This window comes from Mycolicibacterium fluoranthenivorans, assembly GCF_011758805.1.
GTDB lineage: Bacteria > Actinomycetota > Actinomycetes > Mycobacteriales > Mycobacteriaceae > Mycobacterium > Mycobacterium fluoranthenivorans.
In genome coordinates, this window is the sequence record NZ_JAANOW010000001.1 from 1,390,079 (window position 1) to 1,407,132 (window position 17,054).

Consider the following 17,054-nt stretch of genomic DNA (forward strand, 5'->3'; position numbering starts at 1 on the left):
TGTCTTCGATGACCGGAACCGCTGCTGTCAGCCTGCTGGACGTGTCGACCTATCTGCCCGGTGAACCCATCGGGGCCGAGTATTACGCGAAGTTCGCCGATTCCGATGATCTGCGTGACAATCTGATGTTCCGGGCACCGAGATACCGGCACCACGTGGCCCCGGACGAGACTGCCACCGACATGATCGAGCGGGCCGCCGCCGGTCTGATCGAGCGGCATGGCGCCGATGTGCTGGCCGATGTCGATGTGCTCATCACACACACCCAGCTGCCCGATATGCCGTTCTACGGTGGCGGTGGGGCCATTGCACACCGTCTCGGGATGAAGCCGGGTTGGGTGGTCGACCTGCACAACGGCGGCTGCGCGGCGTTCGTGCTGGGGCTCAAGATGGCGCGCAGCCTGCTGGCCTCGGGTGAGGGGCGCACCGCGCTGATCGCCGTCGCGCAGAACGCCGCGGGCCAGATCTTCGAGCAGGAGACGGTGCGGCGCAAGGCCCAGGCTGCGGTGCCGGGTGACGGCGCGGCCGTCGGCCTGGTGACGTTGTCGGACTCGTCGCCGATCCTGGACGTGGAATGCCGCACCTACGGTGAGTTCGCCGGGGATATGACCATCGCCGTCGACCCGCCGCGCAAATGGTGGGCCGACGGTCCGGGTGAGGGCTGCATCGGCTTCACCGAGTCGAAGATCACGAAGGTGCTGGCCCGCGGCAACCGCCAGGTGCCCGAGGTGTCCTATGCGGTGTGCGACCGAATCGGGGTGGCGCCCAGGGATATCGACCTGCTGGTCACCAATCAGCCCAACCGTGCGTTCCTGCGCAACTGGCGTGACGCACTGGAGCTGCCCAAGGAGCGTCACGTCGACACCTTCGAGGACTGCGGAAACCTGTTCGCCGCGGGGATCCCGATCAACTTCGACCGCGCGATCACCGATGGCCGAGTCAAGGCCGGTGACACGGTGCTGATGGCGGCCTTCGCGCACGCCGGGGATTTCGCCGGTGCGGCCGCGGTGCGCTGGGGCGGACGATGAGCATCCCGGCCGGTGCGCTCACCGACGTGGTCGAAACCCTCCCCGATGCGCGGGACCCGTTGGCGTTGTCGCTGAACGAGAATCCTTTCCCGCCACTGCCTTCGGTGCATTCGGCGTTGGTGGCCTCCATCGGTTCGGCCAACCGTTACCCGGAGTTCCTGCCGCAGCGGCTGCGCACCTTGATCGCCGATCATCTCGGGGTCGACGATGGGCAGGTGGTGATCGGGACCGGTGCCACCGGCGTGATCATGCAGGTCCTGCAGGCCTTCACCGCGCCCGGCGACGCGGTGGTGATGGCGACCCCGACGTTCGACGGCTATCCGATCTTCGCGCAGATCGCCCGTCTGCGGTCGATCACCGTGCCGTTGGACCCGCATGGTCACCACGATCTGGACGCGATGGCCGCTGCGGCCCGTTCCGCTCGGGTGGTGGTGGTATGCCGTCCGCACAACCCGACCGGCACGGTCGAGTCCGCCGCGCAGATCCATCGCTTCCTGGACCGGGTGCCGGCCGACACCGTCGTCGTGCTGGACGAGGCTTATGTCGAGTTCCTCGGGGCGGGCGAACGGCTGGATACCCGCGGGCTGGTGCAGCAGTACCCGAATGTCGTTGTGGTACGCACCTTCTCGAAGGCCTACGGGTTGGCTGGGTTGCGAATCGGCTATGGGTTCTGCAGCCCGGATCTGGCCCGCCGGCTGTGGACCATGCAGCTGCCGTTCGGGGTGGGACTGACGGGGCTGGTCGCGGTGGCGGCGTGCTACGACGCGGAAGACGAGATGCGGCAGCGTATCCGGATCATCACCGCCCAGCGCCGGCTGTTGAGCGCCCGGTTGCGGGCGGTCGGGATCTACAGCACCGATGCGCACGCCAACTTCGTCTATCTGCCCGCACCCGGGGGAGACCGGGCGGTCTGGCGGCAGGTGTTCGACGGGGCCGGCCCGCGCGTGCGGCACTACGGCGACGGGGGCGTCCGCATCACCATCGGTGTGCGCCAGTCGACCCGGGCGGTGTTGTCGGCGGTCGCCGCATATCGCGACCGCACACGGGGCGAATCCGCGCTCGCGGGCACGGATGCGGTAAGAACAGGGGATGCCCCCACAACCTGGCAGACCTGACCCGATCGCCCAGGCCCGTGCCAACTGGGAACGCGCGGGCTGGGGCGATGTGGCCGATGGGATGGTGGCGATCACCTCGGTGATGCGGGCGCACCAGATCATGCTGGCTCGGGTGGAGACCGCGCTGCGGCCCTACGATCTGAGTTTCTCGCGGTTCGAGCTGCTGCGGTTGCTGGCCTTCAGCAGCAGCGGCGCGCTACCCATCACCAAGGCATCGGACCGGTTGCAGCTGCACGTCACCAGCGTCACCCACGCCATCCGGCGGCTGGAGGCCGACGGTCTGGTGGAACGGATACCCCATCCGACGGACGGCCGCACCACGCTGGTGCGGGTGACCGATCTGGGCCGGTCCACGGTCGAGGACGCCACCGAGACGCTGAACAAGGAGGTCTTCGCCGATATCGGGATGTCGGCAGCGGACTCTCGGGCGCTCACCACGGCCATCGAGACCCTGCGCCGGCACGCCGGCGACTTCTGACGGCGCTAGACCGAAGGGAGCGGGATCGTGGCCGTCACCGCGGTCCCGGCGCCGGGGCGGGACCGGATGTGCAGCCGTCCGCCGACGATCTCGGCGCGCTCGGCCATCGACAGCAGGCCGTAGCCGCCCATCTCATCGCTGCCGAGCGGGTTCTCGAAGGTGTCGAAACCTATTCCGTCGTCCATGATTTCGAGGCGGGCCGTGTCCTCGTACACCCCGAAGGTGAGTCGAGCTGCGCTCGCCTGGGCGTGTTTGACGACGTTTTGCAGGCATTCCTGGGCGATCCGGTACAACGCCACCTCGATGTGGTCGGGCAGCCTTTCATCGGCCAGATCCAGCTCCAGGCGCAGCTGCGGGATGGACCGGGCCAGACTGGCCAACCCGCCGGCCAGCCCGAGATCGTCGAGCACCGGGGGACGAAGTCCGCTGATCGCCGCGCGCGCCTCTTGCAGGGTCAGGTCGACCAGCTCACGGGCTCGGCCGAGTTGAACGCCTGCCTCCGAGGGGTTTTCGGCGACCGTCCGGGTCGCTGCGTCCAGCCAGTACGACAGGGTGATCAGCCGTTGCGAGATCCCGTCGTGGATATCTCCGGCCAGCCGTCTGCGCTCGATCTCCTGAGCCTGGATCACCTGCTCGACGAAGTTCTCGTGGGCACGTTCACGGACCACCAGTTGCCGGTGCAGACGCGCCTGGTGCATGGCGCCGGCGATCAGCTTGCCGATCACCAGCAGCAGCTCGACATCGCGGGCGCCGAACTCCCGGCGCGCCACGGTGTGCACATTGAGCACCCCGACCAGGCCGCCCGGATCGGTCTCCATGGGCACCGACACCATCGAGGTGAAGTCGGATCCACGCAGCGACTCGAACGGCAGGTAGCGCGGATCGGCTTCCTTGTCGGCGATGATCACCACCGGCTCACGATGGCTGGCCACCCACCCCGAGACGCCGTGCCCGAGCGGCAGCCGGATCTTGCCGACCTCACTGTCGAACGGTGGGGTGGCCCCCGTCAGGGTCAGTGAGCGTTCGGTGTCGTCGAGCACATGCACGAAACAGACGTCGGTGCCGGTGGCGGCGGTGATCATCCGAGCCGCGGCAGCGGCCAGCGGCTCCACACCGGGGCCTCTGGAGGCGGCCTGGATGAGTTCGCGCAGCAGCGTCAGCTCGCCGTCGGTGGTGAGCACGGTCCGGCGGGCAAGATCGGAGCTGCCCGGGTCATCCTCGTCGGCGCTCATCGGTAGATCCCCTCCCGCAGTGCGGTGGCGACGGCACCGGTGCGATCGGTCACTCCGAGCTTGCGGTAGATGGAACTGAGATGGCTCTTCACCGTTTCGTCGCCGATCACCAGTTTGGTGGCGATCCCGCGGTTGGACAGCCCGTTGACCACATAGGACAGGATCTCGCTCTCCCGCTGGGTGAGGCCCTGCCGCGCCCCGGGCCAGAACTCGTCGCGTTGTAAGCGTGCTGCGGTGTCGGCGGCGCGGGCGGCCATTCCCGGATCCAGCGCGGTCTGCCCGAGGCGCACGAACTCCAGCTGGCGCACCAGTTCGTCGCTGCTGATGCTCTTGAGCAGATAGCCCGATGCCCCCACCCGCAGCGCCTGGAAGAGGTACTGCTCGTCGTCGTAGACCGACAACATGACCACCTTGCGGTTCGGGTTGCGTTCGCGCAGTTCGCGGCACAGGTCCAGGCCGCTGGAGCCCTGCATCCGGACATCGCAGAGCACAATGTCGGGGTCGAGTCCGTCGATGACGGTCACCGCGCGGTCGGTTCCGACGGCCTGGCCTACCACCTGCACCCGCTCGCCGAACGCGGCCAGCATCGCCTTGAGCCCTTCGATGACCATCTCGTGGTCGTCGACCAGGACCAGCCGCAGCGGGCTGCGCGATCCGCCTTCGGCTTCTCGCTCTGGTCCCATGGCGACCATTCTGCGCAAGTTGGCCTCCCGAATCCCCCCTTTGGGGGAGGCCGCCGGAGTGTGACCTGGGCCACGCTGTGTACATGCGGGGTGACATCGGGGTGCGGAGCTACTGGTGGGAGGCCGGCCGGCCGGCCGGCGCCGTGGTGGAACCGCTGCAGGCGGTCATCTTCGACGTGGACGGCGCCTTGGCCGATATCGAGCGGGACGGTCAGCGGCGCGCGTTCAACGCGGCATTCGCGGCGCACGGTTTCGATATCAGCTGGACGGTCGCCGAGTACGGCAGGCTGGTATGTATCGGTGACGAACGCCGCCGCATCGCCTCGGCCCTGCGCAGGCGGGGCTACGGGCGGATCAGCGCCGAGATCGCGACCCACATCCAGCACACCAAGAACGACCTGTTCGCCGAGTGGGTGCTCGACGGTGACGTCATCCCGCGACCGGGCCTGGACGATCTGGTGAACAGCTTGTACGCCGCGGGTATCGCGATCGCGGTGATCAGCACCGGGTCACCGCACTGGGTGGAGCCGCTGGTGCGTCAGCTGATCGGCGAGGGGATCGCCGGGGCCATCGTCACCCCCGATGACCTACCCCGCCCCACCCGCGAACCGGACTTGCACGGGCACGCGTTGTGGGAACTCGGGCTGGGGCCGGAGTGCGCGCTGGCGGTGACGGGGTCGGCACACGGCTTGTGCGCCGCCACCGCGGCCAAGCTGGCGACGGTGATCGTGCCGACGGCGTACACCGGCGGCCAGGACTTCACCGGTGCCGCCGCGGTGCGCCGCGACTACGACGGTTGGTCGGCCGACGGATGTGCGCGGCTGCACCGCCATTGGTGGATGGCGCGCTGAGCTTGTTCGAGGGGTCGGGCTCACGCGCTCCCGGGTGCGCGAAGCGACGGCGGATTCAGCCTCGGATCATCTCGATGACGGCGCTGAAATCCTTGTCCGGGTGCTCGGCGGCGAACTTGGCGTAGATCTCGGCGGCATGCGTACCCAGCGGTGCGGCCGAACCCGTCGAGGTGACTGCGGCCATCGCCAATCCCAGGTCCTTGTTCATCAGGGCGGTGGCGAACCCGGGCTTGAAGTCATTGTTCGCCGGCGACGTCGGAACCGGTCCGGGGACCGGGCAATTCACCTGGACCGCCCAGCAGTTGCCGGTGGCACCGGTGATGACGTCGAACAGTGACTGTTTGTCCAATCCCAGCTTCTCGGCCAGGACGAACGCTTCACCGATGGCGATCTGCTGCACCGCGAGCACCATGTTGTTACACACCTTCGCGGCTTGACCGGCACCGGAGTCGCCGCAGTGGATGATCTTGCCGGCCATCGGTTCCAGGACGGGCCGGCCGCGCTGCACGGCCTCGCTCTCGCCACCGACCATGAAGGCCAGCGTGCCGGCCACCGCGCCCTTGACCCCGCCGGACACCGGCGCGTCGAGTTGGGCGAACCCGTGCTCCCCGGCGAGCTTGTGCACCTCTCGGGCGTCGTCGACGGAGATGGTGGAGCTGTCGATGAACAGCGCCCCGGCCGCGGCCGCCGGCAGCACCTCGGCATAGGCACTCTTGACCAGTGCACCGTTGGGCAGCATGGTGATCACCACGTCGGCGCCGTCGACTGCCTCGGCTCCGCTGCCGAAGACGTTGACGCCGTTACCTTTAGCGGTCTCGACAGCAGCGGGAACGGGGTCGAACCCGCGCACCGTGTGCCCTGCGGTCACCAGGTTGGCGGCCATCGGGCCGCCCATGTTCCCCAGTCCGAGGAACGCGATCGTACTCATTGCGGGTCCTTTCATGCACTCGCACGCGACGCTTCGGTTGAATTGCGGGCACCGCCCGCCACTGTTGTATTGCGGGCACTGCCCGCGATGGATCTACCGATCACCACGCGCATGATTTCGTTCGTTCCCTCAAGGATGCGGTGCACCCGCAGATCGCGGACGATTTTCTCCAGGCCGTACTCATGCAGATATCCGTAGCCGCCGTGCAGTTGCAGGGCCTGATCGGCCACATCGAAGCACGCGTCGGTGACATACCGCTTCGCCATCGCGCACAGCATCACCTTGTCGGGGTGGCCGCTGTCCAGGGCACAGGCCGCGCGCCACAACATGTTCCGTGAGGTCTCCAGTGCGGTGGCCATATCAGCCAGGGCGAACCGGATGGTGGGTTCGTCGAGCAGGGTGCCACCGAAGGCCTGACGGTCGGCCAGGTAGGCGACGGCCTTGTCGTGTGCGGCCTGCGCACCGCCGAGCGAACATGCCGCGATGTTGATACGACCGCCGTTGAGCCCGTTCATCGCGATGCCGAAGCCCGTGCCCTCGGAGGCACCCAGCAGCGCATCGGCGGGCACCCGCACACCCTCGAACACCACCTGCGCGGTCGGCTGGGCGTTCCACCCCATCTTGACCTCTTGAGCGCCGAAACTCAGCCCTGGCGCATCTTTTTCGATCAGGAAGGCCGATATCCCCTTCGGCCCGTCAGCGCCGGTGCGTGCCATCACCACGTACACATCCGAGCTGCCGGCGCCGGAGATGAACTGTTTCACGCCGTCGAGCACGTAATCGGACCCGTCCCGCACCGCTTTGGTGCGGAGCGCCGCTGCGTCGGATCCGGCGCCGGGCTCGGTCAGGCAGTAGCTGGCGATGGACTGCATGGAGGAAAGGCGTGGCACCCACGTCTTGCGCTGCTCGTCGGTGCCGTAGGTGTCGATCATCCATGCGCACATGTTGTGGATCGACATGAATGCGGCAATGCTCGGGTCGGCGGCGGCGAGCTGCTCGAAGATGCGCACCGCATCGATGCGACGCAGCCCGGTGCCGCCGGCATCCTCGGCGCAGTAGATGCCGCCCATACCCAGTTCGCCTGCCTCCCTGAACACATCGGTGGGGAAGTGGTGCGTCTGGTCCCATTCCAATGCGTAAGGCGCGATGCGCTTCTCGGCGAACGCGGCCGCCGTCTCGGCGATCACGCGTTCGTCGTCGTCCAAGTCGTGCAGGTCCATCGCCGGCTACTTCATGGTGGGGATGACGAACTCGGCCCCATCCTTGATACCCGAGGGCCAGCGCTCGGTGACGGTCTTGACCTTGGTGTAGAACTGGATCGACGCCGGGCCGTGCTGATTGAGATCGCCGAAGCCCGAGCGCTTCCAGCCGCCGAAGGTGTGGTACGCCACCGGCACCGGGATCGGCACGTTCACGCCCACCATGCCGACCTGAACCCGGGACACGAAGTCGCGGGCGGCATCGCCGTCGCGGGTGAAGATGGCCACGCCGTTGCCGTACTCGTGCTTGGTGGGCAGTTCCAGTGCGGCCTCGTAATCCTCGGCGCGCACGATGCACAGCACGGGGCCGAAGATCTCATCGGTGTAGATCGACATGTCGGTGGTGACGTGGTCGAACAGGGTCGGGCCGATGAAGAAGCCTTTCGACAGGTCCTGATCATCGAAGGTGAGTTCGTCGGTGGCACGCTCGCGGCCGTCTATCACCAGTTCGGCACCGGCCTCCACGCCCTGGCCGATGTAGTCACGGACGCGCTCCAGTGCCGCGCCGGTGACCAGCGGCCCGTAATCTGCCTTGGGGTCCAGGCTGTGTCCGACGCGCAGCTGATTGACGCGCTCAACAAGTCTGGCGCGCAGGCGGTTTGCGGTCTCTTCACCGACCGGTACGGCGACGCTGATCGCCATGCACCGTTCACCGGCGCTCCCGTAGCCCGCGCCGATCAATGCGTCCACGGCCTGGTCCAGGTCGGCGTCGGGCATCACGATCATGTGGTTCTTGGCGCCGCCGAAGCACTGCGAGCGCTTCCCGTGCGCCGCCGCGGTGGAGTAGATGTACTGCGCGATATCGGAGCTGCCGACAAAACCGACGGCCTGGATGTCCGGGTGGGTGAGGATGGCGTCGACCGCCTCCTTGTCACCCTGCACCACCTGGAACACGCCCGGGGGCAGACCTGCGTCGATGAACAGTTCGGCCAGCCGCAGCGGCACCGAGGGGTCGCGCTCGGATGGCTTGAGGATGAAGGCATTTCCACACGCCAGCGCGGGCCCTGCCTTCCACAGCGGGATCATCGCCGGGAAGTTGAACGGGGTGATGCCGGCGACGACGCCGAGCGGCTGGCGGATCGAGTACACGTCGATGCCGGTACCGGCGCCTTCGGTGAACTCACCCTTGAGCAGGTGCGGAATGCCGATGGCGAACTCGATCACCTCGATACCGCGCTGGATGTCGCCCAGCGCGTCGGGGACGGTCTTACCGTGCTCCAGGCTGAGCAGTTCGGCCAACTCATTGGCGTGCTGATTGACCAGGTCGACGAACTTCATGAACACCCGGGCGCGGCGCTGCGGGTTGAACCCGGCCCAGACCTTCTGGGCCTGCACCGCGTTGGCGACGGCGGTCTCGACATCGGCCACCGAGGCCAGCAACACCTGGGCTTGGACCTCGCCGGTGCTCGGGTTGAGCACATCGGCGGTGCGGGTGGATGCGAGGTTGCTGCGCTCGCCGTTGATGAAGTGCTGAATCTGTGTGGTCATGGCGTCCGTCCCGAAAGGTTGTGCCCAGAAAGTTGGTGCTTAGAAAGTTGGTGCCCAGAAAGTTGTACTCAGAAGAACCCGGGCCGCTACCCGAGATACTTGCATATCCTAGTAATGGCGCGGCGTGGTTGGCAAGGGTGCACTCGAGCCTGACCGCCGACGGGAATTGCCTCGAGTGTGGGAGCGGTGCCGGAGATAATCGGCGGATGGCCGGGACGCACGAGTACGAACTGGACGTGACGTGGACCGGTAACACCGGTACGGGCACCAGCGGATATCGCGATTACGCGCGCTCGCATGAGCTCCGTGCACCGGGAAAGCCGACGATCCCCGGTACCGCCGACCCTGCCTTCCGGGGGACGGCGGATCGGTGGAACCCCGAGGAAATGCTGGTGGCCAGCTTGTCGCAGTGCCACATGCTGTGGGTGCTGGCGTTGTGCGCACAACAGCGGATCGTGGTCACCGGCTACACCGATCACCCGTCGGGCACAATGGTCGAGACGCCGGACGGCGGCGGCCATTTCGCCGAGGTGATTCTGCGCCCGCAGGTGGAGATCGCCGACGCATCGGATGCCGAGGCGCTCCCTGAGTTACACGAACGCGCGCATCACCTGTGCTTCATCGCGAACTCGGTCAACTTCGACGTCCGTTGCGAGCCTCGGCATTCAGTGCGGCCCCGCTGAGGCTCGCCGGCTGCCCCGCGGTAGCAGCGAATTCCGGGCAATTTTCGAGCGGTCGGCAGTGCGAGAGCGTGAACGCCTGTACTTTTGCTATCCCTGCACAGGTGGTCATCCGTGTTTGCCGGGCAGCAATTATCTGATGCTGAAATATCGGTGATCCCGCAGTTTGGCGCGGTCGAATAGCCATCCTTTATATATTTCCCGCCACTCCTGTCAGCTAATTATTATCAAGATCGCTGATTTGCCAACTTGTGGTTCTGAGCTGCTTTCATGACGATGCTGACAATTTCTCGAGTTACTGCGGTGGGCAAATGTGATGAATGGCGGACGGCGCATGGGGGTATGGCCGTAGTGAGGCAGATCACTGTGGCGAAAGGGATTTATCGTGAGGAGCAACATTTGCAGAACCAGTAATTTCGTGGTCGGCTCGATCGCGATCATCAGCGCCTCGGCGGTGATCGCGTACACGGGTCCGGGCACCATGCCGATGGGTGTTGTGCTCGCGGCCGAGATCGACACCTCTTCAGACACGCTGGGTATCGCGGATTCCCAATTGGTTTGGGAGACATCGGCTCAACAGGCTCAGGCGCTCGACGCGATGCAGGCCCTCGGGGTCAACACCGTTCGTGTCGGCGTCTTCTGGGGTGGCATCGAGCTGGCCCCCGGGGTGTACAACTGGAGCGCGCTCGACGGTCTGATCAACGCGGCGGCCGAACGGAATATGGGTGTGCTCGCCGCGGTCACCACCACACCGCCCTGGGCGGCGACACCGGGGTCGGCGCCGTACTACACGCCGCCGGCCAACCCGCAGACATTCGGGAACTTCACCGGGGTGCTGGCCAGCCGGTACGCCGGCAAGATCTCGGCCTACGAGGTGTGGAATGAACCGAACGCGGCGTTCTTCTACAGTCCCAAGCCGGATCCGGCCAGTTACACCGAGTTGTTGAAGGCTGCCTATCCGAAGATCAAGGCTGCTGACCCGAACGCCACCGTGATCGGAGGGGTGGTCGGATCCGGGGTGACCATCGGCGACACGACGATGAACCCGGTGGACTTCGTCGAGGGTATGTACGCGGCCGGGGCTGAGGGCAGCTTCGACGCGCTGTCGTTTCACCCCTACCAGTACACGACGAAGTTCTCCGAGGGCGCGGACCTGGCCAACTCGCCGATCAACCAGCTCACCGACATCCGGAACCTGATGGTGGCCAATGGCGATGCAAGCAAGCAGATCTGGTCTTCAGAGTACGGGCTGCCGACCAACGCGGTCGGTGAGCAGCAGCAGGCCGACTACATCCAGGACATGGTGACCGACTGGCGCACACTGCCCTATGCGGGGCCCGCGTTCATCTACACCCTGCGCGACACCAACACCGGAAGTACCAACGACGAGGACAACTTCGGGGTGTATCGGACGGACTGGACACCGAAAGCGGCTGTGGCCGTGATCAAATCGTTGACCGGTAGTGCGGCCGCAGATCCCGGGGTCGCTCTGACGGCCCTGACGTCGCCGCTCGATTCGTCTCGGATGGTGACGCTCACGGATCCGGCGGCCACGCCGGCCCAACAGCTCGCCGCGGTCGCCGCCACCGATCCCGCAGTGGCCACGCAACTGCAGACCCTGACCGCGCAGTTGGCGGATGCGAGCCCGGAAGCGGTGGATCAGGCTGTGGTAAAACAACTCTCGAAGCTCAACCGGCAATTGGCGAGTGTTGAATCCGTGGCGCCGGCGGATACGGTCACCACCGGCAACACGTCGGCTGGTGAGCGGCGGCTGGCCGCGGTGGTGGATCGGGACGAGGTTGCTCAGACCGCAGGCCGTGAGAATGCGGCCGGGCCGGCGCCTTCGGCCACGCCTGATTCGGATGATTCGATGACCGGAGCGTCGGCCACCCCGAAGCCCGCACCCCGGGACACCCCGCGCGCGTCCACGCGGGACGATTCCCGAGGGGCGCCCACCCGCAGCCGCAGCGATGACTCCTCGGATCGGCATCCCGGTCGACCGGGTGCGCACCGCGACCGCGCCGACGCCGGCAAAGGGTCCGGTGACCATCAGCGGCGCGGCGCCCGGGCCGGCAGCGGGGGCCGCTAGATCGCAGTGGTCACAGAGGTCGCAGAGGTCACAGAGGACACAGTGGGGCCCGTCAACGGCCGGTGACGGGCCCCACTGTGTCGCACTACTTTCCGAGCCCGAGTGGCCCGGCCAGCGCGGTGAGCGTGGGGAGTAGCTGGTCCCATCCGCCGAGCACCTGGATGGCGACGTGGTCGGCGCCGGCGTCGATATGCTCGTTCAACCGGGCGGCGATCGCGTCGGCCGTCCCGTGCGCCACCACCGCATCGATCAACTTGTCGCTGCCCGGCTTGGCGATGTCCTCTTCGCTGAAGCCCAGCCGGCGCCAGTTGTTCAGGTAGTTACTCAGATTCAGATAGAAGTCGACGGTGTCGCGGCCGACCTTTCGGGCGGCCTCGGTTGCCTGCGCCGAACCGTCGGTCAGCACCACCTTGTGTTCCGGAGCGAGAAAGACGCCGTCGCCCAGCACCTTCCTTGCCTCGGCGGTGTGCTCGGGCGTCGTCAGATACGGGTGCGCCCCCGTGCTGCGATCCCTGGCCAGCCGTAGCACCTTGGGGCCGAGAGCGGCCACCACGCGACGGTCGGCGGGCACCTCGGCGGCGTCGAGTGCGTCGAGGTATTCGACCAGCACGTCGTAGGGCTTGCGATATTCCTGGGTGTGTTCGGGATGCCCAATTCCGATGCCCAAGAGGAATCGGCCCGGGTAGGTCTTCTCCAGCCGGTGATAGGTCGCAGCGGCCTGCTCAGCGGGCGAGGTCCACACGTTGATGATGCCGGTGGCCAGTTGCAAGGTATCCGTGGCGTCCAGAATCTCCTCGGCGAAGGGCAGATCCCCGGCGGGGGAGCCGCCGATCCACACCGCGCCATAACCGAGTTGCTCGATGGCGGCAGCCTGTTCGGGGGAGACCTTGCCGAACGTCCACACTCCGTAACGGCCCACGTTGATCGTCATGGCTATCCCTTCGATTACCGCAGGCCCAGTGGCCCGGCGAGTTCGGTCAATGCGGCCACCAACTTGTCCGGTGTGGTCAGCACCTGGACCGGGACATGGTCGGCGCCGGCATCGAGGTGCTCACGCAGGCGCGCGGCGACCGCGTCGACGGTTCCATGGGCGACCACCGCGTCCACGAGGCGATCACTGCCCGGCTTGGCCACGTCGGAATCGCTGAACCCCAACCGCTTCCAGCTGTTGAGGTAGTTGTCCAGATTGAGGTAGATCTCCAGGGCCTTGCGGCCGACGGCGCGGGCCTGCTCCGCGTCGGTGGTCAGCACCGCCTTGTGCTCGGGGGCGATGAACGCTTCGGTGCCCAGCAGTGCGCGCGCTTGCGCGGTGTGCTCCGGGGTGGTCAGGTACGGATGCGCGCCCGCGGACCGCTCCGCGGAGAGCTGCAGGACTTTCGGACCGAGCGCGGCCACCACGCGGCGGTCTTTGGGGACTCCGTGTTCGTCGAGCTTGTCCAGGTAGTCGCTGAGGGCGTCGAGAGGCTTCTTGTACTCGGTGATCGCCTCGCGGTGACCGACGCCGATGCCGAGCAGGAAGCGTCCGGGGTAGGCCTCGTCGATGCGATGGAACGACTGTGCCGTCGGGCCCGCCTCGGCCGTCCAGATGTTCACGATGCCGGTGGCCACCTGAAGGTTGGTGGTGCTCGCCAGCAGCGGCTCGACCCAGTCCAACTCCGCGGGTGGCGATCCGCCGGCCCAGATGGCGCCGTATCCGAGCGCTTCGATCTCTTGCAGTTGAGCGGGGGAGAACTGCTGCCACTGGGTGTAGTGACCGAAGACGCCGAATGAGCCGAGGTCTGGCTTCGGGGAGCGCTCGCGCGAAGAGGGTGTGGTCTGGGTCATGGATCAAGTCAACCCGTCGGGCTTGCGACGATATTCCGATTCGATCCGCATGACGGAAACTATTCGGCGGGATCGGCCTCGGCGGGTCGGGGCGCCACCAGCGGCAGGCACACGATGAACCGGGTGTTGCCCGGTTCGGATACCACCCGCATATCGCCGGCGTGCTTCTCCACGACGATCCGCCAGGCGAGATCCAGGCCCAGCCCGGTGCCCTCGCCGAACGGCTTGGTGGTGAAGAACGGGGTGAAGATGCGGCCGATGATGTCCTCGGGAATGCCGGGGCCGTCGTCGCAGATCTCGACGCGGATCATCTGGTCGCTTTCCCGGGCGGTGCGCAGCGTCAGCGTGCCGTGTCCGTCCATGGCCTGCAAGGCGTTGTCGATGATGTTGGTCCAGACCTGGTTGAGGTCGCCCGGGTAGCACTGCAGTTCGGGTAGCGACTTGTCCAGGTCCTTGACCAGGGTGATCGGTTTGCCCTGATGGCCGATCTTGTCGCCGAACATCATGATGGTGCTGCGCAGCAGCTCATGCACATCGGCGCGCTGGTAGGAGCCTCGGTCCATCTGCGAGTACTGCTTGGCGCCGGCGAGCAGCGCCGAGATGCGCCGGCTGGCCTCGGCGATCTCGTTCATCCGCAGTTCGGTGTCGATGGTGTACTTCAACCACCCCAGGGCGCCTTGCAGCGAGGCGGTGACATCCGCGTCCTCACAGAACGCCGAGATCCGCTCCAGCCAGTCGATGTCCAGGCCCGCCTCGACGAAGGTGGGGGCGTAGTCCCAGGCGCCGACGATATCGCGGTCTTCCAGCCATTCACCGATCTGATCCTCGCGATCGGAGGTCTCCAGCGCGGTGAGCTCCAGGCCCTTGTTCTTGGCGACCTGCTCGGCGACCTCGTCCTGGATGGTCACCAGCATCCGCAGCGCCTCGGGGGAGAACTTGCCGTCGGCCAGCATGGCCAGCTTGTGCCGCATCTTGCCGACACCCTCACGCAGATCGGCCACCGCGCGGGCGGTCGCGGCGGCCGGGTTGTTCAGCTGATGGGTCAGGCCGGCGGTGATGGTGCCCAATGCCAGCAGCTTCTCGCGCTGGCCGATGATCTGGCTCTGCCGGCGGCCGCCGACGAGGTGGCCCTCGAGCAGATGCACGGCCATCGGGAACTGGGCCCGCATGAAGGCCGCGAACGCGTTCGCGTCCAGCACGAATACCCGGGACGGCTCGACCAGACGGACCGAAGCCTGATAGACGTGCTCCTCGCCGGGTATGTAGGCCGACCAGGCGCCGAAGTACACACCGCGCTGCGAGGTGCGGTTGGTCTGGATGTCGACACCGCCGGAGCGTTTCGACATGATCAGCTCACCGTCGATCAGCACATAGAAACAGCTGGCCTGTTCGCCTTCGGTGACGATCGGGCCCGCCGGGAACGTCTCGATGGTGCCGGCCTGGCACAACGTGTCCAACTGTTCGTCGGACAGGTGCTCGAACAGGAACAGTGTCCGCAGTTCGTCGCGCACACAGGTTTCACCCATGGTCATCTGCTCCTCTATGCCACGCCGGGGGGTGCCGGCCATCACGCTTCTGCCAGGTAGCGGTGCACGAGCATCACCGCCATCGACCCTTCGCCGACGGCGGCCGCCACCCGCTTGGCGGATTCGGCACGTACATCCCCTGCAACAAACACACCGGGCACACTTGTTTCCAAATGGTGTGGCGGACGATCCAAGGTCCAGCCGACGACGTCGCGGAGATCAGGTCCGGTCAAGATGAAACCGTGGTCGTCACGGGCCACGACGCCGTCGAGCCACTTGGTGCGCGGCGTCGCGCCGATGAAGCAGCACAGCCGGGTGGAGGGCACCTCGTCGCGTTCGCCGGTGCGTCGGTCCTCCAGCGTCAGCCCGACCAGATGGTCGTCCCGGCTGGTGGTGCCGACCACCTCGGTGCAGGTCCGGACGCTGATGTTGGGGGTCTGCTCGATCTGCTGGATCAGGTAGTAGGACATCGACGCTTCCAGCGACGGCCCACGCACCAGCAGCGTCACCGAGTTGGCCTGCTTGGACATGAACATCGCGGCCTGACCGGCCGAGTTGGCGCCGCCGACGATGTACACGTCCTCACCGGCGCACTCCGAGGCATCCGACACCGAGGCGCCGTAGTAGACGCCCTTGCCGATGAGATTGGCGTCGTCGGAGGCCGAACAGCCGGTCACCGAGAGTTCGCGGTATTCCACGCCGGTGGCGAGGATGACGGCGCGGGCGCCGATGGTGCTGTGGTCCTCGAACGAGATCGTGCGGGCGGTGCCGACCTCGCCGGCCTGCAACTTGACCGCCTTGCGGGTGGTGATCACCTCGGCGCCGAACCGTTCGGCCTGGCGCCGCGCCGTGGTGGTGAGCTCGATTCCGGAGACACCGTTCTCGAATCCGAGATAGTTCTCGATGCGGGAACTGCGACCTGCCTGGCCGCCGGTGGTCGCTCGTTCGATGAGCACGGTGTTGAGCCCCTCGGAGGCGCCGTAGACCGCGGCCGCCAGGCCGGCGGGTCCGCCGCCGATGACCGCCAGGTCGTACATCTTCAGTGACGGGTTGGTGGACAAGCCCAGCAGGTCGGCCAGTTCGGAGTCGGTCGGCTCGACGAGCGGGGTGCCTTCCTCGGTGATGACCACCGGAAGCTGCCTGCCGTCCAGGCCGGCGGCGTCGAGCAGCTGTTTGCCCTTGGGCTCCTCGGCCGTGAAGGCTTTGAACGGGTACGCGTTGCGGGCCAGGAACTGACGCACCTCCCAGGACCGCGGATTCCACTGGTGGCCGATCACCTTGGTGTACGGGATGGCGCGGTCGCCGACGGCGTGCCAGGCCTCCAGGAGCCCGTCGATCACCGGGTACAGCTTCTCCTCGGGTGGATCCCACGGCTTGAGCAGGTAATGGTCCAGGTCGACGACGTTGATGGCGTCGATCGCGGCGGTGGTGTCGGCGTAGGCGGTCAGCAGGACCCGCCGGGCCATCGGGTAGAGGTCCATCGCGGATTCGAGGAACTCGATACCGCTCATCTGCGGCATCCGGTAGTCGGCGACGAACACCGCGACGGCGTCGCCGCGTAGCTTGAGTTCGTGCAGCGTTTCCAGGGCGTCCGGGCCGGATTCGGCACGGACGATGCGGTACCGCTCGCCGTAGTGGCGGCGCAGATCGCGGGCCACGGCACGGGACACGGCAGGGTCGTCGTCGACGCTGAGAATTACGGGTTTGCGGGGCTGGGGCGCGGGTCCAGTCATATCGTTCTCAATTATGCGCCCGCCGTCCAGTAATTTTGGCGCTGACCTCCGCACATGACCGCCGGCGGGGTGCGCGGGCAGCGATTTGGGTGCATGCCCCAGCAGAGGGTATTGTGGACCAACGGTGCGGCTTCCGCGCC

Annotated in this window: 15 protein-coding genes; 6 read left to right on the forward strand and 9 right to left on the reverse strand. The window is 66.7% G+C overall.

Annotated elements, in window-relative coordinates; translation table 11 throughout:
• Positions 1-8 precede the first annotated feature (8 nt).
• Genes FHU31_RS06890 through FHU31_RS06900 form a run of 3 tightly spaced genes read left to right on the forward strand, consistent with a single transcriptional unit; the run spans position 9 to position 2,621 of the window.
• On the forward strand, positions 9-1,028 hold the full coding sequence (locus tag FHU31_RS06890; protein ID WP_167156919.1) for a 3-oxoacyl-ACP synthase III family protein: 1,020 nt from the start codon (positions 9-11) through the stop codon (positions 1,026-1,028).
• On the forward strand, positions 1,025-2,143 hold the full coding sequence (locus FHU31_RS06895; RefSeq protein ID WP_167156921.1) for a pyridoxal phosphate-dependent aminotransferase: 1,119 nt from the start codon (positions 1,025-1,027) through the stop codon (positions 2,141-2,143). The genes FHU31_RS06890 and FHU31_RS06895 overlap by 4 nt, the downstream gene beginning before the upstream one ends.
• Complete coding sequence (locus tag FHU31_RS06900; protein WP_167156923.1) at positions 2,118-2,621, forward strand: MarR family transcriptional regulator; 504 nt, start codon at positions 2,118-2,120, stop codon at positions 2,619-2,621. The genes FHU31_RS06895 and FHU31_RS06900 overlap by 26 nt, the downstream gene beginning before the upstream one ends.
• Positions 2,622-2,626: 5 nt before the next feature.
• On the opposite strand, the gene FHU31_RS06905 is transcribed toward FHU31_RS06900, so the two are convergent.
• Together FHU31_RS06905 and FHU31_RS06910 are read right to left on the reverse strand one after the other, a co-directional pair.
• Complete coding sequence (locus FHU31_RS06905) at positions 2,627-3,853, reverse strand: GAF domain-containing sensor histidine kinase (protein WP_167156925.1); 1,227 nt, start codon at positions 3,851-3,853, stop codon at positions 2,627-2,629.
• The gene (locus FHU31_RS06910; protein ID WP_167156927.1) at positions 3,850-4,536 is read right to left on the reverse strand and encodes a response regulator; all 687 of its coding nucleotides are present in this window, start codon (positions 4,534-4,536) and stop codon (positions 3,850-3,852) included. The genes FHU31_RS06905 and FHU31_RS06910 overlap by 4 nt, the downstream gene beginning before the upstream one ends.
• An 83-nt stretch (positions 4,537-4,619) precedes the next feature.
• On the opposite strand from FHU31_RS06910, the gene FHU31_RS06915 reads away from it, so the two are divergent.
• A complete protein-coding gene (locus tag FHU31_RS06915) occupies positions 4,620-5,387 on the forward strand; it encodes an HAD family hydrolase (RefSeq protein ID WP_167156929.1) in 768 nt (255 codons plus the stop codon).
• Between the two features lie 55 nt (positions 5,388-5,442).
• On the opposite strand, the gene mmsB is transcribed toward FHU31_RS06915, so the two are convergent.
• From mmsB to FHU31_RS06930, 3 genes are read right to left on the reverse strand one after another with little or no spacing between them, the layout of a single operon-like run.
• Positions 5,443-6,315 carry a 3-hydroxyisobutyrate dehydrogenase gene (mmsB, locus tag FHU31_RS06920; protein ID WP_167156931.1) on the reverse strand — a complete coding sequence of 291 codons (873 nt, stop codon included), beginning with the start codon at positions 6,313-6,315 and terminating at the stop codon, positions 5,443-5,445.
• A gap of 11 nt (positions 6,316-6,326) precedes the next feature.
• Positions 6,327-7,535, reverse strand: coding sequence for an acyl-CoA dehydrogenase family protein (locus FHU31_RS06925; RefSeq protein ID WP_167156932.1), 1,209 nt, complete (start codon positions 7,533-7,535; stop codon positions 6,327-6,329).
• Between the two features lie 6 nt (positions 7,536-7,541).
• Positions 7,542-9,062: a CoA-acylating methylmalonate-semialdehyde dehydrogenase gene (locus FHU31_RS06930; protein WP_167156934.1), complete on the reverse strand. Its 1,521-nt coding sequence runs from the start codon at positions 9,060-9,062 to the stop codon at positions 7,542-7,544.
• 206 nt (positions 9,063-9,268) lie between these two features.
• Between FHU31_RS06930 and FHU31_RS06935 the strand changes: the two genes are divergently transcribed.
• Together FHU31_RS06935 and FHU31_RS06940 are read left to right on the forward strand one after the other, a co-directional pair.
• Complete coding sequence (locus FHU31_RS06935; protein ID WP_167156936.1) at positions 9,269-9,745, forward strand: OsmC family protein; 477 nt, start codon at positions 9,269-9,271, stop codon at positions 9,743-9,745.
• 382 nt (positions 9,746-10,127) lie between these two features.
• Positions 10,128-11,831 (forward strand): cellulase family glycosylhydrolase, encoded by a 1,704-nt coding sequence (locus FHU31_RS06940; RefSeq protein ID WP_167156938.1) that lies wholly within the window; start codon positions 10,128-10,130, stop codon positions 11,829-11,831.
• A gap of 85 nt (positions 11,832-11,916) precedes the next feature.
• On the opposite strand, the gene FHU31_RS06945 is transcribed toward FHU31_RS06940, so the two are convergent.
• Genes FHU31_RS06945 through FHU31_RS06960 form a run of 4 tightly spaced genes read right to left on the reverse strand, consistent with a single transcriptional unit; the run spans position 11,917 to position 16,914 of the window.
• Complete coding sequence (locus FHU31_RS06945) at positions 11,917-12,762, reverse strand: LLM class F420-dependent oxidoreductase (RefSeq protein WP_167156940.1); 846 nt, start codon at positions 12,760-12,762, stop codon at positions 11,917-11,919.
• 14 nt (positions 12,763-12,776) lie between these two features.
• A complete protein-coding gene (locus tag FHU31_RS06950) occupies positions 12,777-13,655 on the reverse strand; it encodes an LLM class F420-dependent oxidoreductase (protein ID WP_167156942.1) in 879 nt (292 codons plus the stop codon).
• Positions 13,656-13,714: 59 nt separating this feature from the next.
• Positions 13,715-15,181: an ATP-binding protein gene (locus tag FHU31_RS06955; RefSeq protein ID WP_090360470.1), complete on the reverse strand. Its 1,467-nt coding sequence runs from the start codon at positions 15,179-15,181 to the stop codon at positions 13,715-13,717.
• 41 nt (positions 15,182-15,222) lie between these two features.
• Positions 15,223-16,914: an NAD(P)/FAD-dependent oxidoreductase gene (locus tag FHU31_RS06960; RefSeq protein ID WP_167156944.1), complete on the reverse strand. Its 1,692-nt coding sequence runs from the start codon at positions 16,912-16,914 to the stop codon at positions 15,223-15,225.
• Between the last annotated feature and the right edge of the window lie 140 nt (positions 16,915-17,054).